General features: G+C 64.3%; 23 protein-coding genes. 9 read left to right on the top strand and 14 right to left on the bottom strand.

The features are described from left to right. Positions 1-48: 48 nt before the first annotated feature. Genes RTP54_RS16300 through RTP54_RS16280 form a run of 5 tightly spaced genes read left to right on the top strand, consistent with a single transcriptional unit; the run spans position 49 to position 5,708 of the window. The gene (locus tag RTP54_RS16300) at positions 49-1,656 is read left to right on the top strand and encodes a carboxyl transferase domain-containing protein (protein WP_312364141.1); all 1,608 of its coding nucleotides are present in this window, start codon (positions 49-51) and stop codon (positions 1,654-1,656) included. 9 nt (positions 1,657-1,665) lie between these two features. Then, entirely contained in the window at positions 1,666-2,049 is a 384-nt protein-coding gene (locus tag RTP54_RS16295) for a RidA family protein (RefSeq protein ID WP_312364139.1), read from the top strand. Positions 2,050-2,065: 16 nt separating this feature from the next. Further along, positions 2,066-4,054 carry an acetyl/propionyl/methylcrotonyl-CoA carboxylase subunit alpha gene (locus RTP54_RS16290; protein WP_312364450.1) on the top strand — a complete coding sequence of 663 codons (1,989 nt, stop codon included), beginning with the start codon at positions 2,066-2,068 and terminating at the stop codon, positions 4,052-4,054. Beyond that, positions 4,051-4,914, top strand: coding sequence for a hydroxymethylglutaryl-CoA lyase (locus RTP54_RS16285; protein WP_312364138.1), 864 nt, complete (start codon positions 4,051-4,053; stop codon positions 4,912-4,914). Before RTP54_RS16290 ends, RTP54_RS16285 begins: the two co-directional genes overlap by 4 nt. After that, positions 4,911-5,708: a crotonase/enoyl-CoA hydratase family protein gene (locus RTP54_RS16280; protein ID WP_312364447.1), complete on the top strand. Its 798-nt coding sequence runs from the start codon at positions 4,911-4,913 to the stop codon at positions 5,706-5,708. The genes RTP54_RS16285 and RTP54_RS16280 overlap by 4 nt, the downstream gene beginning before the upstream one ends. A gap of 63 nt (positions 5,709-5,771) precedes the next feature. On the opposite strand, the gene RTP54_RS16275 is transcribed toward RTP54_RS16280, so the two are convergent. The 13 genes from RTP54_RS16275 to RTP54_RS16215 all read right to left on the bottom strand — a co-directional run bounded on the left by RTP54_RS16275 (position 5,772) and on the right by RTP54_RS16215 (position 19,537). Continuing rightward, complete coding sequence (locus RTP54_RS16275) at positions 5,772-7,136, bottom strand: FAD-binding oxidoreductase (RefSeq protein WP_312364136.1); 1,365 nt, start codon at positions 7,134-7,136, stop codon at positions 5,772-5,774. A 91-nt stretch (positions 7,137-7,227) separates the two neighbouring features. Further along, positions 7,228-8,352, bottom strand: a complete 1,125-nt coding sequence (locus tag RTP54_RS16270; protein ID WP_312364135.1) for a sulfate/molybdate ABC transporter ATP-binding protein — start codon at positions 8,350-8,352, stop codon at positions 7,228-7,230. A 15-nt stretch (positions 8,353-8,367) separates the two neighbouring features. Beyond that, positions 8,368-9,255 carry a sulfate ABC transporter permease subunit CysW gene (gene cysW / locus RTP54_RS16265; protein ID WP_112812295.1) on the bottom strand — a complete coding sequence of 296 codons (888 nt, stop codon included), beginning with the start codon at positions 9,253-9,255 and terminating at the stop codon, positions 8,368-8,370. Then, positions 9,245-10,171: a sulfate ABC transporter permease subunit CysT gene (gene cysT, locus RTP54_RS16260; protein WP_312364134.1), complete on the bottom strand. Its 927-nt coding sequence runs from the start codon at positions 10,169-10,171 to the stop codon at positions 9,245-9,247. The genes cysW and cysT overlap by 11 nt, the downstream gene beginning before the upstream one ends. 70 nt (positions 10,172-10,241) lie before the next feature. Further along, a complete protein-coding gene (locus RTP54_RS16255) occupies positions 10,242-11,279 on the bottom strand; it encodes a sulfate ABC transporter substrate-binding protein (RefSeq protein WP_409517142.1) in 1,038 nt (345 codons plus the stop codon). Between the two features lie 338 nt (positions 11,280-11,617). Continuing rightward, positions 11,618-12,676 (bottom strand): D-TA family PLP-dependent enzyme, encoded by a 1,059-nt coding sequence (locus RTP54_RS16250; protein WP_112809688.1) that lies wholly within the window; start codon positions 12,674-12,676, stop codon positions 11,618-11,620. A 237-nt stretch (positions 12,677-12,913) separates the two neighbouring features. Then, positions 12,914-13,252 carry an antibiotic biosynthesis monooxygenase gene (locus RTP54_RS16245; protein ID WP_312364130.1) on the bottom strand — a complete coding sequence of 113 codons (339 nt, stop codon included), beginning with the start codon at positions 13,250-13,252 and terminating at the stop codon, positions 12,914-12,916. A 74-nt stretch (positions 13,253-13,326) separates the two neighbouring features. Next, positions 13,327-14,409 (bottom strand): sn-glycerol-3-phosphate ABC transporter ATP-binding protein UgpC, encoded by a 1,083-nt coding sequence (locus tag RTP54_RS16240; protein WP_312364128.1) that lies wholly within the window; start codon positions 14,407-14,409, stop codon positions 13,327-13,329. After that, entirely contained in the window at positions 14,406-15,341 is a 936-nt protein-coding gene (locus tag RTP54_RS16235) for a carbohydrate kinase family protein (RefSeq protein WP_312364127.1), read from the bottom strand. The genes RTP54_RS16240 and RTP54_RS16235 overlap by 4 nt, the downstream gene beginning before the upstream one ends. 3 nt (positions 15,342-15,344) lie before the next feature. Next, complete coding sequence (locus tag RTP54_RS16230; protein WP_312364126.1) at positions 15,345-16,370, bottom strand: aminotransferase; 1,026 nt, start codon at positions 16,368-16,370, stop codon at positions 15,345-15,347. Continuing rightward, positions 16,367-17,212, bottom strand: coding sequence for a carbohydrate ABC transporter permease (locus RTP54_RS16225; RefSeq protein WP_112809684.1), 846 nt, complete (start codon positions 17,210-17,212; stop codon positions 16,367-16,369). Before RTP54_RS16225 ends, RTP54_RS16230 begins: the two co-directional genes overlap by 4 nt. After that, the gene (locus RTP54_RS16220) at positions 17,212-18,093 is read right to left on the bottom strand and encodes a carbohydrate ABC transporter permease (protein ID WP_112809683.1); all 882 of its coding nucleotides are present in this window, start codon (positions 18,091-18,093) and stop codon (positions 17,212-17,214) included. Before RTP54_RS16220 ends, RTP54_RS16225 begins: the two co-directional genes overlap by 1 nt. Positions 18,094-18,298: 205 nt before the next feature. Beyond that, complete coding sequence (locus RTP54_RS16215) at positions 18,299-19,537, bottom strand: extracellular solute-binding protein (RefSeq protein WP_312364124.1); 1,239 nt, start codon at positions 19,535-19,537, stop codon at positions 18,299-18,301. 228 nt (positions 19,538-19,765) lie between these two features. Between RTP54_RS16215 and RTP54_RS16210 the strand changes: the two genes are divergently transcribed. Next, the gene (locus RTP54_RS16210) at positions 19,766-20,995 is read left to right on the top strand and encodes an ROK family transcriptional regulator (RefSeq protein WP_312364122.1); all 1,230 of its coding nucleotides are present in this window, start codon (positions 19,766-19,768) and stop codon (positions 20,993-20,995) included. Between the two features lie 30 nt (positions 20,996-21,025). Here the strand turns inward: RTP54_RS16210 and RTP54_RS16205 are convergent, their stop codons facing one another. Next, a complete protein-coding gene (locus RTP54_RS16205; protein ID WP_312364120.1) occupies positions 21,026-21,946 on the bottom strand; it encodes a LysR family transcriptional regulator in 921 nt (306 codons plus the stop codon). A gap of 125 nt (positions 21,947-22,071) precedes the next feature. Here RTP54_RS16205 and RTP54_RS16200 point away from each other — a divergent pair, with 125 nt between their 5' ends. The 3 genes from RTP54_RS16200 to RTP54_RS16190 all read left to right on the top strand — a co-directional run bounded on the left by RTP54_RS16200 (position 22,072) and on the right by RTP54_RS16190 (position 24,375). Then, on the top strand, positions 22,072-22,947 hold the full coding sequence (locus tag RTP54_RS16200; RefSeq protein WP_312364118.1) for a pirin family protein: 876 nt from the start codon (positions 22,072-22,074) through the stop codon (positions 22,945-22,947). A gap of 92 nt (positions 22,948-23,039) precedes the next feature. Next, positions 23,040-23,666: an isochorismate family cysteine hydrolase YcaC gene (ycaC, locus tag RTP54_RS16195; RefSeq protein WP_112833727.1), complete on the top strand. Its 627-nt coding sequence runs from the start codon at positions 23,040-23,042 to the stop codon at positions 23,664-23,666. Between the two features lie 28 nt (positions 23,667-23,694). Beyond that, positions 23,695-24,375 carry an isochorismatase family protein gene (locus RTP54_RS16190; RefSeq protein ID WP_112809677.1) on the top strand — a complete coding sequence of 227 codons (681 nt, stop codon included), beginning with the start codon at positions 23,695-23,697 and terminating at the stop codon, positions 24,373-24,375. Positions 24,376-24,447 lie beyond the last annotated feature (72 nt).

The raw sequence follows: 24,447 nt of genomic DNA, 5'->3' as shown, positions 1-24,447 counted from the left end.
CGACAGCACTGCCAAAGCCGCAATCAGCCTCGATCGAATGAGGACGCCATGACCGTTCTGAAATCCCACATCTCGACATCGTCCGAAGCGTTCAAGGCCAATCAGGTGGCGATGGCCGAAGCGATCACGACCGTGGAGGATGCCGTCAAGCTTGCAGCTGGCGGTGGCGGCGAAACGGCGCGCGAGCGCCATGTGGGTCGCGGAAAGCTTCTGCCGCGCGACCGGGTGGCGACGCTGATCGATCCTGCAACGCCGTTCCTCGAGATCGGCTCGACCGCCGCGCACGGCATGTATAACGGCGACGCGCCGGCGGCCGGCCTGATCACCGGCATCGGCCGCGTTTCCGGCCGCGAGTGTATGATTGTCTGCAACGACCCGACCGTCAAAGGCGGGACCTACTACCCGATGACGGTCAAGAAACACCTGCGCGCGCAGGAGATCGCCGCCGAAAATCAGCTGCCCTGCATTTATCTGGTCGATTCCGGTGGTGCCAACCTGCCGAACCAGGACGAGGTCTTTCCCGATCGCGACCATTTCGGCCGCATCTTCTACAACCAGGCCAACATGTCGGCGGCCGGCATTCCGCAGATCGCCGTGGTCATGGGGTCATGCACGGCAGGCGGCGCCTACGTGCCGGCGATGTCCGACGAAACGATCATCGTCGAGGGCCAGGGCACGATCTTCCTCGCCGGGCCGCCGCTGGTCAGGGCAGCAACCGGCGAAGTGGTTTCGGCCGAGGATCTTGGCGGCGCCGACGTGCATACGCGCCTGTCCGGCGTTGCCGATCATATGGCGCGCGACGATGCCAATGCGCTGGCGCTTGCCCGCCGGTCGGTCGCGGCCCTCAACCGCCGCAAGCCGATGTCGGTGGAACTGCAAAGCCCCGAGCCACCGCTTTATGATCCGCAGGAGATCGCCGGCATCGTGCCGGCGGACCTGCGAACGCCCTACGATATCCGCGAAGTCATCGCCCGGATGGTCGACGGCTCCCGCTTCGACGAGTTCAAGGCGCGCTACGGGACGACGCTCGTCTGCGGCTTCGCCCATGTGCATGGCGTTCCCGTCGGCATCATCGCCAACAACGGCGTGCTGTTTTCCGAATCAGCACTGAAGGGCGCGCATTTCGTCGAGCTGTGCACCCAGCGCCGCATCCCGCTCGTCTTCCTGCAGAACATCACCGGCTTCATGGTCGGCCGCAAATACGAGACCGAAGGCATCGCCAAGCACGGCGCCAAGCTGGTGACGGCGGTGGCGACGGCGCAGGTGCCGAAGATCACCATGCTCGTCGGCGGCTCGTTCGGCGCCGGCAATTACGGCATGTGCGGGCGCGCCTTCTCGCCGCGGTTCCTGTGGACCTGGCCGAACAGCCGGATTTCGGTGATGGGCGGCGAACAGGCGGCCGGCGTGCTGTCGACGGTTCGCGGCGAGGCACTGAAGCGCGCGGGCACGCCCTGGAACGAGGAAGAGGAGGCGAAGTTTCGCCAGCCGGTGCTCGACCTGTTCGAACGCCAGAGCCACCCGCTCTATGCCTCGGCCCGGCTCTGGGACGACGGTGTCGTCGACCCGCGCAAGAGCCGCGACGTGCTGGCGCTTTCACTTTCGGCAGCGCTCAACGCGCCGATCGAAGAGACGCGTTTCGGCCTGTTCAGAATGTAGGAGATCGCGATGAAGCGCGAGAACGTCAATGCCGGCAATGCACCCCAGCCCCGCGGCGGCTATTCACAGGCCGTCAGGCTCGAGAATTTCGAGCGGCTGGTTTTTGTCAGTGGCCAGGTGCCGCTTGATGCCGAAGACAAGTTGCCTGACGGTTTCGAGGCGCAGGCGCGCCAGGTCTGGCGCAACATCGACGCCCAGCTGATGGCGGCCGGCATGAGCAAGGCCGATATCGTCAAGGTCACGGTCTTTCTCGCGGATCGCAGCCATACCATGGCCAATCGTGCGGCCCGTGCGGAATATCTCGGCGCGCTGGCACCGGCCATGTCGGTGGTCATCGCCGGTATCTTCGATACGAGCTGGTTGCTCGAAGTCGAAGTGATCGCGGCACAATAGGGCGGGCAAAATGCCGATGTTTTCCAAGCTTCTGATCGCCAATCGTGGAGAAATCGCCTGCCGTGTCATCCGCACGGCGCAGCGCCTGGGAGTCAGGACTGTCGCGGTCTATTCCGACGCCGACGTCGATGCGCTGCATGTGCGGCTTGCCGACGAGGCCATTCGCATCGGGCCGGCGGCGGCGTCCGAAAGCTACCTGTCGATCGAGAAGATCGTGGCTGCGGCCCGGTCCGTGAACGCCGACGCCATCCATCCCGGCTACGGCTTCCTGTCGGAGAACGCGAACTTCGCCGAGGCGGTCGAAGCGGCCGGTTTGATCTTCGTCGGTCCGTCGCCGGCCGCCATTCGCGCCATGGGCCTGAAGGATGCGGCCAAGGCGCTGATGGAGCAGGCGGGTGTTCCCGTCGTGCCCGGCTACCACGGCGACGAGCAGGAACCGTCCTTCCTTTCGCAGCGGGCCACTGAGGTCGGCTACCCGGTGCTGATCAAGGCGCGGGCCGGCGGCGGCGGCAAGGGCATGCGCAAGGTTGAAGAGCCGCGCGAATTTCCAGCTGCCCTTGAGGCTGCGCGTCGCGAGGCGCAAGCCGCCTTCGGGGACAGCGCGGTGCTGATCGAGAAATACCTGACCAAGCCCAGGCACATCGAGGTCCAGGTCTTCGGCGACCGGCACGGCAACATCCTGCACCTGTTCGAGCGCGACTGCTCGCTGCAGCGCCGCCATCAGAAGGTGATCGAGGAAGCACCGGCGCCGGGCATGACGGCGGAGGTACGTCGGGCGATGGGCGAGGCGGCGGTCAAGGCGGCGCGCGCCATCGGCTATGTCGGCGCCGGCACGGTCGAGTTCATCGCCGACGTGACCAATGGTCTCTGGCCGGACCAGTTCTATTTCATGGAGATGAACACCCGGCTCCAGGTGGAGCATCCTGTCACCGAGGCGATCACCGGCATCGACCTCGTCGAATGGCAGTTGCGCGCCGCCGTCGGAGAGGCGCTGCCCAAGCGCCAGAACGAAATTGCCATCGATGGCTGGGCGTTCGAGGCGCGGATCTATGCGGAGGATCCGACGCGCGGCTTTCTGCCGGCAACCGGCCGACTGGCAACGCTCGACTTTCCCGCCGATGGCGTGCGCGTCGATGCCGGCGTTCGGCAGGGCGATATCATCACGCCGTTTTACGACCCGCTGATCGCCAAGCTGATCGTGCACGGCCCCAGCCGCTCGGCAGCGCTGGCCCGGCTGGAGAATGCGCTCAGGGCCTGCCGTATCGGCGGCACCATCACCAATCTCGACTTTCTCGCCCGGCTCGCGGCCGAACCGGAGTTTCGCGCCGGCCGGCCGGACACCGGCCTGATCGACCGTTCGATCGATCAACTGACCATGCCGGTCGTGCCGGGCGACGAGGCGCTGGCGCTGGCGGCCATCGCCGCCACCGGCGTGCTGCAGCCGGCAAGATCGGACGACCCCTGGTCGTCCCTCGGCCATTGGCAGATCTGGGGTGACGCGCATCGAAGCGTTGCCGTCGAACATGCCGGCGGCCGATCGGTCGTCACGCTTGCGGCCCGTGGGCGTGATCAATTCGCGGTCAGGGCAGGCGACAGCACCTTGCCGGTGCTTGTGCTCGATCGGCTTGACGACGGCGCCCGCGTGGAAATCGCCGGCGAGCAACGGGTTTTCCGCTTCCTGCGCGAAGGGGAGACGATCACGCTTTTCGTCGGCGGCGAGACCTTCGTTCTTCGCCTTCCCGATGCGCTCGCGATGGCCCATTCCGATGAGGCCGCGCAAGATGAGCTGACTGCGCCGATGCCGGGGATCGTCAAGCTCATTCATGTCAGCGCCGGTGACGTGGTGACCAAGGGTCAGCCCCTCGCGGTGATGGAGGCGATGAAGATGGAGATGACCCTGGCGGCGTCCCGCGACGGCGTCGTCGAGACCGTTCTGATTGCGCCTGGCGAACAGGTCAGCGCCGGGGCAATCCTCGTTGTGCTGAAGCCGGAGGGCGCCGAATGAGCGTGCCGGAGCATGTGACGCTGGTCGAAATGGCGCCGCGCGACGGACTGCAGAACGAAAAGCGGCTGGTGGACAATGCCGACAAGATCCGCCTCGTCGATCTACTGTCTGAATGCGGCTATCAGCGCATCGAAGTGACAAGTTTCGTCAGTCCGAAATGGGTGCCGCAGATGGCCGATGCGTCTGCGGTCATGGCCGGGATAAAGCGTCGGCCGGGCACCCGCTATGCCGTGCTGACGCCGAACATGCAGGGCTTCGAGGCAGCGCGCTTGGCAAAAGCCGACGAGGTCGCGATCTTCGCTTCGGCATCGGAGACCTTCTCTGAGAAGAACATCAATTGTTCGATCGCCGAAAGCATCGAGCGCTTTCGCCCCGTCGCCGAAGCCTGCCGCGCCCATACCATGCCGTTGCGGGGCTATGTCAGCTGCGTCGTTGAATGCCCCTATGAGGGCCGGGTTGCGCCGCAGAGCGCCGCTCGGGTCGCCGCGGAGTTGATGGCACTCGGCTGTTACGAGGTCAGTCTCGGCGATACGATCGGGCGCGGCACGCCCGAGGCCGTGGACGCTATGCTGGCAGCAGTCCTTGAGCATGTTTCGTCCGGGCAATTGGCCGGGCATTTCCACGATACGTCGGGCCGGGCGCTGGACAATATCGCGGTCGCGCTCGAGCGCGGCCTGCGCGTCTTCGACGCATCGGCGGGGGGGCTCGGTGGCTGCCCCTATGCGCCGGGCGCTGCCGGCAATGTCGATACGCTCGCGGTCAATGCCTTTGTCACCGGGCGCGGGTTTTCAACCGGATTGGATGCGACGCGGCTCGAAGCAGCCGCCGCCTTCGCGCGTACGCTGAGGAGTGCCGCCTGATGTTCGAAACGATCCGGTATGGCGTCGATGAAAGGGGTGTCGCCCGGCTGACATTGGCGCAACCACAGAAGCACAATGCGCTTTCTGCCGTCATGATCAGCGAATTGACCGCGGCGGCCGAGCGCCTGTCGGGCGATGTTGCCGTGCGCGTCGTGATACTCGACGCCGAGGGCCGCAGCTTCTGCGCCGGCGGCGATCTCGGCTGGATGCGCGAGCAGTTCGATGCGGATCGCCCGACCCGCATCGCGGAGGCGACGCGCCTGGCACTGATGTTCAAGGCGCTGAACGAGATTGCCAAACCGGTCATCGCCCGGGTGCACGGCAATGCCTTCGGTGGCGGCATCGGCCTGATGAGCGTCTGCGATGCTGTCGTTGCGTCGGCCGATGCGCGGTTCGGCCTCACGGAGACCCGGCTGGGCCTGATCCCGGCGACCATCAGTCCCTATGTCGTCGCCCGCATTGGCGAGGGCAAGGCACGGCCGCTGTTCATGTCGGCGCGTCTGTTCGGAGCAGAAGAGGCGAGGGAGGCGGGTCTCGTTACGGCGATTGCAGCATCAGATGCGCTGGATGCGGCGATGGCGGCCGAGGTCGAGCCCTATCTGCAGACGGCGCCCGGCGCCACGGGACGGGCAAAGCGGCTTGCGCGGTCGCTTGGGCAACCGATCACCGATGCGACCATTGCCGCCACGATCGAGCAGCTTGCCGATTGCTGGGAAAGCGACGAGGCGCGCGAAGGCTTGGCCGCCTTCTTCGAACGGCGCGAACCCGCCTGGCGGCAGCCGCCGCGCGGCTGATGCAGCGCGTTTCAACCCATCACCCATTGCGTCAGCAGCAGGCGAGGTTCTCGGAATAGGCCCTCAGATCACCTTGCCGGGGTTGAGGATGCCTTTCGGGTCGAGCGCGCGCTTGATGCGGCGCATGACGTCGAGTTCGGCATCGCTGCGCGAATGGCCGAGGAAATCCCGCTTCAACGTGCCGATCCCGTGTTCGGCCGAGATCGAGCCGCGATAGCGGCGAACGATATCGTAGACGATGCCGTCGACCGCATGTTGGGTATGTGCATCGCTTCCCGGCGTGGAAAACGCGATGTGCAGATTGCTGTCGGCGACATGGCCGAAGAAGGAGATATGCGCGTCGGGAAATCCGGCGGCAAGCGCCCCGCCGCATTCCCTAGCAAAGCGGCCGATCTCCCCGATCGGCAGGCTGACGTCGAGATTGATCAGCCCCGGCAGCAGGCGGTCCATCGCATGTCCTTCGCGGACCTGCCAGAACAGCCGGCTTTCCTTCTCCGACTGCGCGATGAGGGCGTTGGCGATGAGATCGTCTTCGAGCGCGGCTCCGAGAAAATTCTCGAAATCCGCGCCGTCTTCGTCGTGGCCCTGGACGTCCTGCTCGACGATCACAGCGAAGGCGGGGGCTGCCTCGAAGAAGCGTTGGCCCTCCGCCTCGCAGTTGAAGCGAAAATAGCTGTCCCACATGGCCTCGAAGGCCGACAGGCCCGGCAGGCCCCTTTGCGCCCGCACCAGGAAGGCGACCACCTGATCGTAGCTCTCAAGCGCACACAGCGCCGTCAGCCGGCCAGCCGGTCGCGGCTTAAGCCGCAGCACGGCACGGGTGATGACGCCGAGTGTGCCTTCCGAGCCGATGAAATACTGGCGCAGGTCGTAACCGGTGTTGTTCTTGATCATCTTGCTGAGCGAAGACAGGACCGTGCCGTCGGCAAGCACGACTTCGACCCCGAGAACGTTGTCGCGGGTGACGCCGTGCGCGATGACGCGGATGCCGCCGGCATTGGTGGCGAGATTGCCGCCGATCTGGCAGGAGCCGCGCGCTCCAAGGTCGATCGGCAGCAGGAAACCGGCATCGTCGGCAGCGCTCTGGGCCACTTCGAGCGGGGTGCCGGCCAGAACGGTGATGGTTGCCGAAAGTGGATCGATTTCCTCGACGCCCGAGAGGCGCTCAAGCGAGAGTGAAATCGTGTCTTCGCCGGGGTTGGCGCCGCCGGCAAGGCCGGTTAAACCGCCCTGCACCACGACCGTCTGGTCATGGGCATTGCAGATGCGAAGTGCGGTTGCGACCTCATCTGTGTTCGCTGGGCGGATGACGGCCTTGGGCAGATGGCGCCCGGTCAGGCTGGCGTCGCTGCGATAGCGTTCACCGATGCCAGCGCCGGTCAACACGGCATCGCCGAGCGCCTGTTTCAGGTCTTCAATCACGGACATGCGCCCAACCTCCCGCTTCCAGCATCACCTCAGACGCTGTAGCGCATCTCGGCGGAAACGGGAATTGGGAGATCGCCCGGCGAAAAGGCTCTCAGGTGCCGGTGCGCGCCAGTTCGAATGGTTGCGGCTGCGGGTCGGCCTCGACTGCCGGGCCTTCGGCCTCGACCACAGCGGCGTGATCCCTATACAGCTTCCACTTTGTGGGTCTGAATGCGACCCTTGCGCGGTCCTGAGTTGTCGTGCGTTCGGGCGGCAGCTCGATTTCGGCATGGGGGTGGTTGCGGCCGAGGTCGATTTCGAGATGGCGGGTGCCGGCGACGCGGCGGCTGGCGATGACCAGGCCGGCGAGACAGCCGCCACATCCGTCGATCAGCTCGATGTCGTGCGGGCGGAAGTAGAGCGTGGCCGGGCCGTCGGGCTCGCTCGGGGCGCGCAGGCCGATCGGCCGGTCCTCGAACCAGATCTCGCCGTTCGACAGTGTGACGGCCAGCGCATTCGACTGGCCGATGAAGCCGAAGACGAAGGGCGAGACCGGATGATCGTAGATCTCGTCGGGCGTGCCGACCTGTTCGATCGCGCCCTTGCTCATCACCACGACCCGGTCGGCAAGTTCCAGCGCCTCTTCCTGGTCGTGGGTGACGAAGATGGTGGTGTGGCCGGTGCGGTCGTGGATCTCGCGCAGCCAGCGACGCAGTTCTTTTCTCACCTGCGCATCGAGTGCGCCAAAAGGCTCGTCGAGCAGAAGCACGTTGGGTTCGACCGCCATGGCGCGGGCGAGCGCCACGCGCTGGCGCTGGCCGCCCGACAGCTGCGCCGGATAACGCTTCTCAAGGCCCGAGAGCTGGACGAGATCGAGCAGGTCGAGGGCGCGCTTGCGGATTTCTGCGGCCGGCGGCCGGCGATTGGATGGCCTGACCTTGAGGCCGAACGAGACATTGTCGAGCACGGTCATATGCCGGAACAGGGCATAGTGCTGGAAGACGAAGCCGATGTTGCGCTCCTGCACGGTCTTTTGCGAGGCATCGTCGTCGCCGAAGAAGATTGTGCCGTCGGTCGGGCTTTCGAGGCCGGCAACGAGGCGCAGAAGCGTCGTCTTGCCGGAGCCGGACGGGCCCAAGAGCGCGATCAGCTCGCCCGAGCGGATGTCGAGCGAGACGTTGTCGAGCGCCGGAAAGCGGCCGAATTCCTTGCGTATGTTCTGAACGCGGACTTCCATGACGATCCGGACCTTTCAATGCCTGCGGCTGGCGGCGATCTCGGCGCTGTAGCGAAGCTCGAGCGCCGATTTCAAGACGAGGGTGACCAGCGCCAGCAGCGCCAGCAACGTCGCCACCGCAAAGGCGGCGACGAAGTTATATTCATTATAGAGGATTTCCACCTGCAACGGCATGGTGTTGGTCTGGCCGCGGATATGGCCCGAGACCACCGACACCGCCCCGAACTCGCCCATGGCGCGGGCGTTGCACAAGAGCACGCCGTAAAGCAGCCCCCATTTGATGTTGGGCAGCGTCACATGCCAGAAGGTCTGCCAGCCGGACGCGCCCAGGGACAGCGCCGCCTCCTCGTCGCTGGTGCCCTGTTCCTGCATCAACGGGATCAGCTCGCGGGCAACGAAGGGGAAGGTGACGAAGACGGTCGCCAGCACCAGCCCCGGCACGGCAAACAGGATCTGGATGCCATGGCTCTGCAGCCAGGGGCCGAGCAGACTGTGGGAGCCGAACAGAAGCACGAAGACGAGGCCGGAGATGACGGGCGAGACCGAAAACGGCAGGTCGATCAGCGTCGTCAGGAAGGCCTTGCCCTTGAACTCGAACTTGGCGATCGCCCAGGCGGCGGCAACACCGAAGACGAGGTTGAGCGGCACGGCGATGGCCGCCACGATCAGCGTCAGGCGGATGGCGGAAAAGGTCTCGGCATCGCCAAGGGCCGAAAGGAACTCGGCCGGCCCCTTGCGCAGCGCCTCGGTAAAGACGGCGGCCAGCGGCAAAAGCAGGAACAGGCCGACGAAGGCGAGCGCTGCCACGATCAGGCTTACCCGCGCAAAGCGGCTTTCCGAGGTGGCGGCGCGCACGTGCCGGGAGGCGGCATGCTGGGAGACGGCAGCGGCATCAGGCGACATAGACATATCTCCGCCGGCTCCAGGCCTGGATCGAGTTGATGACGAGCAGCATGGCAAAGGAGATGATCAGCATCACCGCGGCGATGGCGGTGGCGGCGGGATAGTTGAACTCCTCCAGCCTGATGACGATCAGGAGCGGCGCGATCTCGGAGACATAGGGCAGGTTGCCGGCAATGAAGATCACCGAGCCGTATTCGCCGACGCCGCGGGCAAAGGCGAGCGCAAAGCCGGTGAGCCCGGCCGGCAGCAATCCCGGCAGCAACACTCGGCTGATCGTCTGGAAGCGGCTGGCGCCAAGGGTGGCGGCTGCCTCCTCTACCTCCTTGTCGATCTCTTCCATGATCGGCTGCACCGTCCTGACGACGAAGGGCAGGCCGACGAAGATGAGGGCGATGACGATGCCGGCGGGCGTAAAGGCGATCTTGATGCCGAGCGGGGCCAACAGCGAGCCGATCCAGCCGTTCGGGGCATAGAGCGTGGCGAGCGCAATGCCGGCGACCGCCGTCGGCAGCGCAAACGGCAGGTCGACCATGGCATCGATCACCCTTTTGCCGGGGAAGCGATAGCGCACCAGCACCCAGGCGAGGATGACGCCGAAGACGAGATTGACGATGGCCGCGACAAAGGCCGTGCCGAAACTGATCTTCAGCGCGTTCAAGGTGCGGGTGTCGAGCGCCAGCGTGATGAACTGCGACCATCCCAGGCTGCTGGAGCGCCAGACGAGCCCCGACAGCGGGATCAGAATGATCAGCACCAGCCAGAACAGCGTGATGCCCAGCCCCAGGCCGAAGCCCGGAAGCACACTCGGCTGACGAAACCGCCAGCGCCTGATGTCGCCATGCCCGCTCAAATCAAAACCACCCTCTCCATAGACCAGGCCGAAGCCCGGTTGTCCTTCAAGACCCGCATTCCCCATGCGGGCTCGACATGGCAACCGGCCGGATCGAATGGTCCGGCCGGTTGTTTCACTTCATCGACAGGGTCGATTATTGGCCGGGCTTGTAGATCTGGTCGAACACGCCACCGTCGCCGAAGAACTTCGGTTGCGCTTCCTTCCAGCCGCCAAAGACCTCGATGGTCACGAGCTTGAGATCACCAAATCGCGCGACATCCTTCGGGTCGGCAGCTGCCGGCTTGAACGGACGATAGTAGTGCTTGGCCGCGATCTTCTGGCCGGCGTCGCTGTAGAGGTAACCGAGATAGGCTTCGGCGACCTTGCGCGTGCCCTTGGCATCGACATTGCCGTCGACGAGGGCGACCGGCGGCTCGGCCTTGATCGAGATCGACGGAGTGACGATGTCGAAATTGTCGGGGCCGAGTTCTTCAAGCGAAAGGTAGGCCTCGTTTTCCCAGGCGAGCAAAACGTCGCCAAGGCCACGCTGCACGAACGTCGTGGTCGAACCACGCGCACCGGTATCGAGCACCGGTACGTGTTTGAACAGCTCGGTGACGAATTCCTGCGCCTTGCCGTCGTCACCGCCATTGGCAGCGCGGGCATAGGCCCAGGCGGCCAGGAAGTTCCAGCGCGCGCCGCCCGAGGTCTTCGGGTTCGGCGTGATCACCTGGATGTCAGGCTTGACCAGATCGCCCCAGTCCTTGATGCCCTTCGGGTTGCCCTTGCGCACCAGGAAGACGATCGTCGACGTGTAAGGGGCGCTGTTGTTTTCGAACTTGGTCTTCCAGTCCGCCGGGATCTTGCCGGTTTCCTTGGCGATCGCGTCGATATCCGCTTCGAGCGCCAGGGTGACGACATCGGCCTGCAGGCCGTCGATCACGGAGCGCGCCTGTTTGCCGGAGCCGCCATGCGATGTCTGGATCGTCACGGTTTCGCCGGTGTCCGCTTTCCACTTTTCAGCGAAAGCGGCGTTGAAGTCCTTGTAAAGTTCACGTGTCGGGTCATAGGACACGTTCAGGATCGTCGTGTCGGCAAAAGCCACACTTGCAGCGCCAAGCTGCAGGCCTCCGACTACAATTGCCAGTCCCACAATTCCGGTAATTCGTCCAAAGCCCATCTCGACCTCCATCGGTTACCAGATAAAACTATCAATTTAATCGACTGCTTCAACGCAAACGGATGATGCCGGACGTGGTTATCAGGAAAAGTCCTATCGTTATTGCGCCCATTTAAGGAACGGTTTGCCCAACGCCCGTGTGGTCGCCGATCTCCTGTCCAGGCGAACCGGCCGGAGAATATCATGGCTCCTTTTCAAGTGCGCATGAAATTTGGGGTGATTGCATCGGTCAGCCGACCGTCGAGCGTGCCGAGGCGGGCGCCTATCGATGCTGATAGTCGCATGAAACCCCGCGCGGGCATCGGGGAGATTGGGGCGGGCGGTTTCGGCGCCCGCCATCGGCAAGTCGTCTAAAGCACGTGGCCGCGCGCGACGATCGGCCAGATCGCCTTGGGTTCGTCGCCGTCGACGATGTGGACGGCATCGACCATGTTCGTAACGACGCAGGCATGATTGGGGACGATGCGCAACTGCTGGCCGACCTTAAGATCGATCGCGCCGTCGGTCACCAGCCGGCCGTGTTCCTCTGAGAGCTGGTCGATGCGGATGTCGTCGCGGCCGAGCACGTGGCCATAGCCGGTCAGGCCGAGGAGATCGGCGGTCAGCACCTTGCTGCCGGCATCGATGATGGCGCGGTGCGGCGAGGGCACCGAGACGACGGTGGCAAGGACGGTCAACGCGCAGTCGTCCCAGGTGGCAACGCCGCGCGAAACGAGGGAGCGATCGTTGTAGATGTAGGTGCCGGGTCGGTATTCGGTCGCAACCGGCGCGCCGGCCGCATGCATCATGCTCGGTGAGCCGCCGGAGGTGACGGCCGGAACGGCGATGCCATCGGCCTCGATCAGGCGCTTGGCCTCGCTCATGAAGGCCTGGACCTTGCCTTCGCCGGCAACTGGCGGGTAGGTCATCAGCCCGGCAAATTCGATGCCGCCGGCGTCATGGATGCGCCGGGCGAGCCTTGCTGCCTCCGCGGGCGACCCAACCCCGCACCGATCCGCGCCGGTGTTGCACTCCACGAAAACACGCATCGGTTTGTCGCCCGTTGCGAAATGGGCGGACAGGCCGTCGATGACAGTCTCGTTGTCGGCGACGACGGCCAGCGCGATGCGCTGGTTGAGGCGTTGCAGGCGCTCGAGCTTGGGCGTGCCGAGGATGTTGTAGGTAATGAGCACATCCTTGATGCTGTCGCTGCCGTCCACCATCGCTTCTGCCTCGGTGACCTTCTGGCAGGTGATGCCGACTGCACCGGCCTCCAGTTGCAATCGGGCCATCTGCGGCAGCTTGTGCGTCTTGATATGGGGCCGAACCCGGATGCCGTGGGCGTCCGCGTAATCCTGGAACGTGCGGATGTTGCGCTTGGCAATCTCGATGTCCACCAGCACGGCGGGGGTTTCGATCGGCATGGGCATCGCTCGCGAGTTCCTTCTGTCGGGCGCAATATAAGACGAAGCTACATCATCCTCCCTTGACAAGTTATGACCGCGGAATCCGGTCCGTCAATCCATTATTCCGGATTTGAGTGCGTTATAATGGAATGCCTTGACGGCGTCGTCTCGTCAGTCACATCCATGACCAGCGCCGCATTGCCGACGCAGAGGATCCAAGCGGAAACGCCGAGAGATAAACCAGCATTTGGTGCCCGCCGCTCAGGTTGCGGCTTGTGGCCCCAGTTCTCCAATAGCCCGGAAAGTGCGACGGGCGCCCTTGGTGGACAGGCGTTCGAAGACCGCCTCCAGGCCGGCCATCCGTCCTTTAGTGTCGGAAACCTGCTCGAAATTGCGGAAATCCGCCTCGCTTGCCCATTCGACGATGGCGCAGACGGAGCTGCCGTCGGTATTGGCAAGAAAGCGGGCTGAGACGAAGCCGGGATAGGACGCGACCCAATCCTCCTGGATGCGCGCAAACGCGGTTGCGATCTCGGGCTGGCTTTCGACGCCGGAGGCGTTGTAGTCGATCACAGAAAAGAAGTGGCTCAACGGTTTCATCGCGGTCCATACCCCTCATCGTAGGGCCGCAGACTACGCACGGATCGTCGATGCACGCAATGATGGCTTCAGCCTCAGCCTGCCAGCAGTGAGCGTCCGGTCTCCGGGTTAAACAGATGCAGGGCCTCATCGTCGAAGGCAAACTTTTGTTCGGTGTCGATGGCGAGGCGCGTGCGCGGCGGCAGGCATGCGGTGATGCGCTCGCCGCCGATACGGGCCGTGACCACCAGCTCAGGGCCGGTGAGTTCGACGACCTCGACACGCGCCGTCAGCAGCGGCGTGCGCGCATCCGGGCCTGCAAGGTGCAGTGCTTCGGGGCGGATGCCGACCTTGACGCGCTGGCCATTCGAAACCCTGCCGTGAAAGCGCGGCGGAAGGGCGATCGGTGCGCCGCCCCCGACGCGCAAGCCGTCCTCTGCCGCAACGGCTTCGAAAACATTCATCGGCGGCGAACCGACGAAGCCCGCGACATAGAGGGTGGCCGGGCGGTCGTAGATCTCTTCCGGCGTGCCGAGCTGTTCGATGCGCCCGTCGCGCATGACCGCAATGCGGGTGGCAAGCGTCATCGCCTCGATCTGGTCGTGGGTGACATAGACCACTGTCGTCTTCAGCAATTGGTGCAGGCGCTTCAGCTCCGTGCGCATCTCCATGCGCAGCTTGGCGTCGAGGTTGGACAGCGGCTCGTCGAAAAGGAACACTTGCGGATTGCGCACCAGGGCCCGGCCGATGGCGACGCGCTGGCGCTGGCCGCCCGAAAGTTGGGCCGGCCGGCGCTCAAGCAGGTTTTCGATCTGCAGCAGCCTTGCCGTCTCGTTGACGGCCTTCTCCCGCTCGGCCGCCGGGACCTTGCGCATTTCCAGGCCAAAACCGATGTTGCGGGCGACGCTCATGTTCGGATAGAGCGCGTAGGACTGAAATACCATGGCGATGTCGCGGTCCTTGGGGTGCACGCCGACGATCGAGCGCGTACCGACGCGGATGTCGCCGCCACTTGGTTCGGCGAGGCCGGCGATGATGTTGAGCAGGGTCGACTTGCCGCAGCCCGACGAGCCCAGCAAAACGAGAAACTCACCGCTTTCGAGCGCGATATCGATGCCCTTCAGCGTTTCGACCTCGCCGTAGCGCTTGTGAATGTTGTGGATCTCAAGCGCGCTCATGCGGTCGTCTCCTGAAGAAAGGCGGATAGAGGGGGGCCATAGCTGCGCGGCAGCGTCGAGATCGCCTCGGAGGCGATGGTAACGCCAGTGCGCAGGCAGTCTTGAAGCGGCATGCCGGCGGCAAGGGCCGCCAGAAAGCCAGCGTTGAACACGTCGCCGGCGCCGATCGTGTCGATCACCCTGACTGTGGGGGCGGCAACGGAGACGATGTCGCCGGCCGGTCCGAGCGCCAGCGCCCCGTTCGGCCCGCGTTTGACGACGACGATCGCGTCTTCGGGCATATGCGTTTTCAGCGCGCGCGCGGCTTCCGCCGCATCGGCAAGGCCCGTGAGCGTCGTCGTCTCTACCTCGTTGAACAGCGCAAGCCGGCAGCGCTTCAGCCAGCCGATGGTCGCGGCGCAATTGGCCTCCGTCCAGCCGTCGAGTGGCCAGCCGGTGTCGAGCGCCACGTTGATGTCGTGCGCCTCGACCCAGTCGAAAAGGTCGTCATAGGCGGCGGTCAGTGCGTCGGTCAGGAACGCGCCGGCAAGCAGCGCCAGGCCGCCCCGTAGACGCTCTCCATCAAGCATGCCGCGGACTTCGTCGAAGGTGAACAACGGCAGATGCCCGCGGGTGGTGAAGAAGGTGCGCTCGCCGTCAGGATGGGTGATGCCGACCGACAGCGTCGTGCCGGCATTTTCAACCGGCCAGCCGCTCGCCCGCTCGGCAAAGGCGTCCTTCAGCCAGGTGCCGAACTGGTCGTTGCCGATGTTTGCGGCGATCGCATAATCGACGCCCAGCGATCCCCAGGCCAGCGCACTGTTGCCGGCGCAACCGCCGACACGCAACTCATCATGATCGACGATGATCTCGGTTCCGGCCTTCGGCCAGGGTGCCGCGGGTCCGAGGATAAGATCGACATTGACGTTGCCGATGACGATAAGTGGACGCATGCTTCATTCGCTCCGGGTGATCTTGGTCGAGCGGACCGGCGTTCCGGCGTCCGCGACGCGTGCCGCGGCAAAGGCGATCATGAACGATTGCGCCACCGGCAGCATCGCAAAGATCGCCGCCATGCCGAATGCGGGTTCGAAGGTAAGGGTGGTCACGCCGGGCACAGGCGCATCGCCGGAGGCATCGAAGACCACGACCGGTGAGCCGGCTTCGGCGGCCGAAACCGCCATGGCCGCAACGAGGCCTGCGGTCGCGTCCGCAGCGCGAAACAGCACGACGCCAACCGAAGGCCCGAGCATTTCCATCGGACCATGCCGCAACTGCCCGCCTTCGAGCGAGAAGCACGGCAGCCGCGACAGCTCGGTCAGGCCAAGGCCGATCGCTTCGGCAAGGCCCTGAAGCTGGCGGCCCGATGTCACGACGGAGCGGACGCCGGCAAGCGCTGCGAGCGCTGGTGCAGTTTCCGGCGCCTGCGGCGCTTCGATTGCGACAAGGGCCGCGGAGGCGTCGTCTCCGAGAGCGGCGAGGATCGAAAGGTGCAGTGCGTAGCTGATCGTCAGGCTGCGCGTCGCGGCGAATGCTTTTTCCGTGCCGCCGGCGCCAACCAGACAGGGCACGCTCCTTGCAAGCGAGGAACTGCCTTCGAGCGTCAGGCCGAATGTGTCAGCGGTCGCGCCATCGGTTTCGGCAAACCAGCGCAGCACTTCGGCGCTTTCTCCCGATTGCGAGGTGACGAGGATGGTCTTGCCGTCGATCGAAAGCGGCTGGCCCAATTGCTCGGACAGAGGCAGCGCGACCGCATCGATGCCGTGGGCGCGATAAAGCGGTTCAAGCGAACGGCCGACCGCATGTGAGCCGCCCATGCCGAGCAGCAGAAGCTTGCGCGTCGATTTCAGCGATGTCGCGATCCGCGCGGCGAGCGCTTTTGCGGAGTGGAACGACGCGACGGCGTCAGCGGCCTGGCGGGCCATCTCGCGATCGATTGCAATGAGCCCGGCCGGGCGGTTGGTTGTGTCGCTCATGGTCATCCCTTGACGCCGCCACTGGTGAGCCCGGAGATCAGGGCCTTTTGCATGACGAGACCGATCAGCACCGGCGGCAGGGCGGCAAGCACGCCGGCGGTTGCAATCAGCCCGTAGTCGGATACGCGGCCGCCGGCGAGATCGGCGATGGCGACCGTCAGGGTCTTGGCGCGCAGGTCGGAGGTGAACAGCAGCGCGTAGAAGAATTCGTCCCAGGCGAGCAGGAACGCAAAGAGCGCCGAGGTCGCCATCACGGGTGCGGCGAGCGGCAGGGTGATGATCCTCAGGATCTGGTCGAGCCTTGCGCCATCGATCATCGCGGCGCTCTCGATCTCCTTTGGAATGGCATCAAACCCGGATTTCAGCAGCCAGGTGGTGAAGGGCGCAAGAATGGTGAGATAGACGAGCGCCAGGCCGAACACCGAATTCAAGAGGCCGAGATAGGCAAGCCCCATATAGAGCGGCACGGCGAGTGCTACCGGCGGCAGCATGTAGGTGGCAATGACAGCGTAGAGCGACCAGGAGACGGAAGGCGTGCGCGACACGGCCCAGGCCGAGGGGATGGCAACGGCGATGGCGGCAAGCGTCGCCATGCCTGCGACCTTCAGGCTGTTGAAAAGCGAGGCGACGAAGGCGGCGCCTGCGCTGTTGTCGAGCGTGCTCAGCAGCACGCCATAGCGTGACAGGTCGATCTCGTCTGGCCACCAGTTGAGCGGTTTTGCCGAGAGGTCGGCGGCAGACGAGATGCTCATCACGAAGAGCCAGAGGACCGGCGCCAGAATGATGGCTGCCAGCAACAGGGCTGAACAGTAGACGAAGATCGTGAAGATCGGGCTCTGGCGTTCCATCAGGTGGCTCCTGCGGCTTTGCGCACCAGCGCGGCATAGGCAACGGCAAGGACCGTGACGAGCAGCGTGACGATCAGCGCCAGCGAGGCGCCGGAACCGGCGCGCTGGAAGGAGAAGGCCTCCTGGTAGACGAGGATCGACAATGTCCGCGTGCTGTTGGCCGGACCACCTCGCGTCATCACCCAGATGAGGTCGAAGACCTTGAACGCCTCGATCGTGCGCAGCACCAGCGCCACCAGCAGCGGGCCTGCCAGATAGGGCATGATCACGTAGCGGAAGCGGTTGAACGGGCCGGCGCCATCGACGAGCGAGGCGGCTGTGATATCGCGCGGCACGGCCTGGAGGGCGGCAAGCGCGATCAAGGCGACAAGCGGAAAATTCTTCCAGCAGTCGGCGATGATCAGCGCCGTCAGCGCCGAGCCGGGTTCGCCGAGCCAGGAGCGATAGCTGTCGATGAGCCCGATCTGCGTCAATGCAGCATTGAGTGCGCCGTATTCCGGATTGTAGATCAGCCGCCACAGCGTGGCGTTGACGACGGTCGGAAGCGCCCATGGCAAGATCATCAGCGCACGAAGCGCCGTGCGGCCACGGAATTGCTGGTTGAGCAGCAGTGCCGCGAGCACGCCGATCACCATTTCGGCGGTGACGGAGACCACTGCAAACCAGGTGGTGGTGACAAGGGCGCGCTGAAAATTCGAGCCGCCAAGCACCTTGGCGTAGTTGTCGAGGCCGACGAAGCTGCCTTCGGTGCCGACGAGCTTGGCGTCGGTGAACGAGAGCCTGACGCTGTCGATCAGCGGCCAGCCGATGACAGCGATCATGACCACGAGCAGCGGCAGCATCAGGAGCCACGCGCGCGTTGTTATCCAGGTACCGGACATGGGATGGAAACCTTATGGGCCGTCTACAGCGCCGCGCGTCCGACATGACGCGCATAGGACGTTGCTACGTTTTAAACCTGTCGCGCACTGCCTTAAAGCGATGCCGATTTAAGGAACTACGCCGCAGGTGGTCATGCTATTGCCGGCGGCAATGTCCCGGCAAGTCCCGGGCGGCGGAGCCACCCGGGAGGTCGAAGCCGTGGGATCAGAGACCGCTGTTTTCGGCGGCGGTCTTCAGCGCATCCTCGGCGGAAGCCTGGCCGAGCAGCGCTTCCTGGATCGCCTGCTGCAGGGCCGTCGAAAGCTCCTGATACTTCGGCGTCGTCGGGCGCGCATACATGGCGGCAAGACCGAGCTTGGCAGCGCCGATCAGCTCTTCCTGGCCCTTGGCGACAGCGGCGTCGTCATAGGACGAGGCCCAGATCGGCAGGCTGAGCTTGGCATAGGCATTCTGCGTCTGCTGCGACGTCATGTGGACGATGTACTTCCACGCTTCGTCCGGATGTTTGCTGGTCGTGGTGATGCCGAGGCCCATCGAACCGTTGACGGCCGAAACCTCGCTCTTGCCGGCGACACCGGGTGCCGGCACCACACCGACCTTGCCGGCGACCTTGCTTTCCTTCGGGTCGTTGGCGAGGTTGTACATGTAGGTCCAGTTGAGCGCGAAGGCGGCTTCGCCGTTCTGGAAGACCTTGCGGACGTCCTCTTCGAGGAATTCCTTCGAGTTCGGATTGGTGAGGCCCGATGAATAGCTCGTCACCATATAGTTGAGGGCGTCGAGGCCACCACCCGAGGTGAAGGCCGGCTTGCCGCCTTCGATGAACTTGCCGCCATAGGCACTGACCAGCGTGGTATAGTCGCAGATCGCGGCTTCCGCCTGCGACCAGCTCCATGCGATCGGCGTTGCAGCGAGGCCCTTGTCCTTGATGATCTTGGCCTGTTCCGTCAGTTCGTCCCAAGTCTTCGGCGGCGCCTTGATGCCGGCCTTCTCAAGCATTTCCTTGTTGTAGAACAGATATTTGGTGTCGAGGATCCACGGCATGCCGTAGCGCTTGGCGTCGTATTCGACCGTCGTCCAGGCGCCGGGCAGCACGCCCGACTTCATCTCGTCGGTGATGCGGTCGGTAACGTCGACGAGAACCTTGTTGGTGGCGTATTCCGCCGGCCAGATGACGTCGAAGAGCACGACGTCGTAGCCCCCGCCGGATCCCTGCGCCAGCACCGTCTTGTCGTGCAGGCCGTCATAGGGGACGAATTCGAGGTTTACCTTCACATCCGGATTGGCCTTGGTGAAGGCCTCGGTCATGGCGCGCACGTTGTCTTCGCTGTAGGCGGCCTGCGCCATGAAAAGTGCGTTGAGCGTGGTCTCGGCATAGGCGTGGCCGGCAAAGGACAGGCCGAGCAAGGTTGCGCTGAGCAGCGTGGTTTTAATGGATTTCAACATTCCTGCCTCCAATAACTGAGCGTTTCAGGTTTCACGGAACACCTCCCCGGTGGGCCGAATATGAGAAATCCGTCCGCAAGCGGACGGCCGTCGACATATCTGTCGGAGCGCTCGTGCGGCCTGTCGCCGTCACCTTCGTTCCCCGGAGCTCTTGCGGCTCCTTATTAAGTCAATTGTCTTGACTTATTTCTTGTTCAATATTCTAACAGTGTCAAGAGGGTTTTCAGCATGAATGATTTGCGCCCGATCCGGGCAAAGAGCGGCACCAACCAGGAAGGGACGAGCGCCCACAACCGCCGCGTCATGATCGACGCGCTGCGGCTGAACGGGCAGTTGTCCCGCGCCGATCTTGCCCGGGCGACGGCGCTGACGAAGCAGACGGTGTCGAACATCATCGAAGAGCTGGAGCGCGATGGGCTGGTGCAGTCGCTCGCAGCCGTGCGCAACGGCCGGGGACAGCCGTCGACGCCCTATCGTCTCGTTGCCGAGGGTGCCTTTGCCATCGGCCTGCAGATCGATCGGCACGTCACGCGCACCATTGCGGTCGATCTGGTCGGCACGGTTCTGGCGCGCGGCGAGGCCAACCTGCCGGCCGGGGGGCCGGCGACCGGGGTCAAGACCATTCTCGACCTGATCGAAAAGACAAGGCGGGACCTCGCTGCGGTCGCGCCGCAATCCGAGCAGCGCCTTGTCGGGCTCGGGGCGGCCATGCCCGGTCCATTCGGTATCGACGCGGATGTCGATGATCCCTGGATGATGGCGGCGTGGCAGAATTTTCCGCTGCTTGAAACGCTTGCCGCCGGCACTGGCCTGGACGTCGCGCTCCAGAACGATTCCGCCGCCGCAGCCACGGCCGAGCGTCTCGTCGGCGCCGCCCACGGCGTCGATCACGCGATCTGCATCTATCTCGGCTATGGTCTCGGTGCCGGGTTGATCCTTAATGGCGAGCTTTACCGCGGCGCAAACGGCAATGCCGGCGAGATCGGCATGATCCTCAGCCTGCCGCGCGGCGCGGCCAATGACGAGCGCACGCCGCTCGAATACCGCGTATCGATCGCGTCGCTCTGCAAGCTGCTTGAACTCGACCCGGCCGACCCGGATCTCTATGCCCACATCGATGCGGCCGTGATGGCCGAGGATGCCAGATTGCCCGGCTGGCTGGATACGGCCGTCTACGAATTGCGTGCGGCCGTGCAGGCGCTCGAAACGATCTTCGATCCGCAGACGGTGATCCTGTGCGGCGGACTGCCGCCAGGTCTTGCGCAACTGTTGACGGACACGATGCAACCGTTGCTGCCATCGCTCGCCGATCGCCGCGATCGCATCCTGCCGCGCCTGCAAGTCGGCTTTACCGACCCTTGGGCGGTCGCGATCGGGGCAGCCGCCGAGCCGATCAGCCGCACCTTCGATCCGCGCTTTTCCGCGATCCTCAAGACCCGCACCGCAGACATAGCCTGAAACGGGTGAGCGACGAAGGGTCGCCCGGGATCACGTCCTCGGCTCGTCCAGACGCGCAAGCTCGGCGTATTCCGCCGCCAGGAAATCGAGAAGCGCCCGCACCGACGGAAGCAGGCCGCGCCGCGACGGAAATGCGGCGTGAATAATGCCGGCCCGCGGCGCCCAGTCGGGGAGTACGTCGACCAGTGTCCCGTCCTTCAGGTCTTGCCTGGCGACCATGGCCGGCAGTTGCGTGACGCCGACGCCGTTCAATGCGGCAAGCCGCAGGGCCACCATGTCTTCTGTCACCAGACGTGGCTTGTGGCGCACGATGGCCGTGGCGCCATCGGGCCCTTCCAGGCGCCAGTCGTGCTCAAGACGGTTGGAATTCCAGGCCATGCTTGGAAACGCCGTGAGGTCGGCGGGGGTCAGCGGTCGGGTGCTTTTGCCGAGCAGCGTCGGGCTGGCGACCAGGCGCTGTGCGCTTTCGGCCAGCCTCTTGATGACCAGATCGCTTTCCTCCAGCGGGGGGAAGCGCACGCGGATGGCGATGTCGATGCCTTCGCGCAGGACGTCCACCTGCCGGTTGGTGCTCTCCAGCACCACCTCGACCTTCGGGCATCCGGCCATGAAGCGGGCGATCATGTCGCCGACCTGGAAATAGAGCACCGAGGAGGGGCAACTGACATGCACGACGCCCTGGGGCTCCGAGCGCGTCCGGTCGATCACCTCCTGTGCGGCTTCGGCTTCCACCAGCATGGCGACGCAATGGCGGTAATATTCCTTGCCGATATCGGTGACCACGAAGTGGCGCGTCGAGCGCTGGACAAGCCGGACGCCGAGCCGCTCTTCCAGCAGGCCGATGCGACGGCTGAGCCGTGAGCGGGGCATGTCGAGCTTGCGTGCGGCGGCGGCAAAGCCGTTCTGCTCGACGACATCGACGAAAAGCTTAAGATCGTTCAAGTCCTGCATGGTGATTTATTGTCCTATTGATAGGACACTATAGTCTGTTTTAGGCGTCTACCGCCAGATTTGTCACGAGAATATGTTCCTCCCAACGTCATCGCCTGTCACGCGATGCACAAGGAGAAACAGACATGCGCAAGATACTCGGCATCTTCGGAAACGCTAGGCAGCATTGGGTCGGCGATGGCTTCCCGGTGCGTTCGCTCTTGTCCCATGACAGTGTCGGCGAGCACGCAAGCCCCTTCCTGCTGCTCGACTATGCCGGCCCGACGGAATTTGCGCCCGCGGCACAGCCGCGCGGTGTCGGCGTACACCCGCATCGCGGCTTCGAAACGGTAACCGTCGTCTATCGCGGTGAAGTGGATCATCGCGATTCCACCGGCAATGGCGGCCATATCGGTCCGGGCGACGTGCAATGGATGACGGCCGCAGGCGGCATCCTGCATGAGGAATACCATTCGCAAGCCTTCACGAGGGACGGCGGGACCTTTGAGATGGTTCAGCTCTGGGTCAACCTGCCGGCGCGCGCCAAGTCGGCGAGACCGGGTTATCAGACCCTGCCCAATGGCGACATTCCGACCGTCACGCTGCCGGAGGGTGCCGGCACCCTCAGGGTCATCGCGGGCGAATTTGAGGGTCGCAAGGGACCCGCGCGGACATTCACGCCGATCAACCTCTGGGATCTCCGGCTGAAGCAAGGCGGTTCGCTGGCGCTCGATCTGCCCGAGGGCCATTCGGTCGGGCTGGCGGTGCTGCACGGGACCGTGCTCGTCAACGGCAGCGACCTGATCGGCGAAGCCCAATTCGGGCTGATGAGCCGCGAAGGCGGAGCCATCACGCTCGATGCGAGCACCGATGCGACGGCACTCGTGCTTTCCGGCGAGCCGATCGACGAGCCGGTGGTCATGCACGGCCCCTTTGTGATGAACACTTATGACGAAATCCGCCAGGCCTTCGCCGATTTCCAGAGCGGCCGCTTCGGCGCTGTCTCCCAACCCGCACTTTGAGTTCCCATGGGCTCGGATCTCCGCGCCGAGCCTATGATGGCCGATTGGCGGCCAGAGCACGCGGACATGACGAAAAATGAAGGAGATTCATTATGGCAAAAACCTACAAGCGTCTCGACAAGGATCAGGCTGCGGTTCTGCTCGTCGACCACCAGGCGGGCCTGCTCTCGCTGGTGAGGGATATCGACCCGGACAAGTTCAAGAACAACGTCCTGGCACTCGCCGACCTCGCCAAATATTTCAAGCTGCCGACCATCCTGACCACGAGCTTCGAGGACGGCCCGAACGGCCCGATCGTGCCGGAACTGAAGGACATGTTCCCGGATGCGCCGTTCATCCCGCGGCCCGGCCAGATCAATGCCTGGGACAACGAAGACTTCGTCAAGGCGATCAGGGCGACGGGCAAGAAGCAGCTGATCATCGCCGGCGTCGTCACCGAAGTCTGTGTCGCATTCCCGGCGCTTTCCGCACTCGAAGAAGGGTTTGACGTCTTCGTGGTCACTGACGCGTCGGGCACGTTCAACGAGATCACCCGCCATTCGGCCTGGGATCGCATGTCTCAGGCTGGCGCCCAGCTGATGACCTGGTTCGGTCTTGCCTGCGAACTGCATCGCGATTGGCGCAACGATGTCGAAGGACTTGGAACGCTGTTTTCCAACCACATCCCCGACTACCGCAACCTGATCACCAGCTACACCACCACCAAGGCGTCCCGCTAACCCCGGTCCCACGCACAGGAGAAAAGCCATGACGAATGTCGCAAACTTCAACGGCGCCCGCCCGGTCATCGATCCCGATGATGCGGTGATGCTTCTGATCGACCATCAGAGCGGCCTGTTCCAGACCGTCAACGACATGCCGATGCCGAAGCTGCGCGCCCACGCAGCAGCACTTGCCAGCATGGCGACGCTGGCGAAGATGCCGGTGATCACCACGGCATCGGTGCCGCAGGGCCCGAACGGCCCGCTGATCCCGGAAATCCACGCGAACGCGCCGCATGCCAAGTATGTCGCCCGTCGCGGCGAGATCAATGCCTGGGACAATCCGGACTTCGTCGCAGCCGTCAAGGCGACCGGCCGCAAGACGCTGATCATCGCCGGCACCATCACCAGCGTCTGCATGGCGTTCCCGGCGATCAGTGCCGCGCACGAGGGCTACAAGGTCTTTGCCGTCGTCGATGCGTCCGGCACCTATTCGAAGATGGCGCAGGAGATCACGCTTGCCCGCGTCGTTCAGGCAGGCGTCGTCCCGATGGACACGGCGGCCGTCGCCTCCGAGCTGCAGCGCACCTGGCACCGCGATGACGCCCAGCAATGGGCCGAGATCTACACCAAGATCTTCCCGGAGTATCAGCTGCTGATCGAAAGCTACCTGAAGGCCCAGCAGGTCGAGAAGGACCAGGAACAGCTGGATTCGGCCCGCGCCTGAACAGGCACCTGCGGGGCGCTTCAGCGCCTATTGAAATCAGCGTCGCCGGCTGGAAAGTCCTGCCGGCGGCGT

The sequence above is a fragment of the Ensifer sp. genome, assembly GCF_031989085.1.
GTDB lineage: Bacteria > Pseudomonadota > Alphaproteobacteria > Rhizobiales > Rhizobiaceae > Ensifer.
This window is presented reverse-complemented; position numbering and strand designations above follow the sequence as displayed.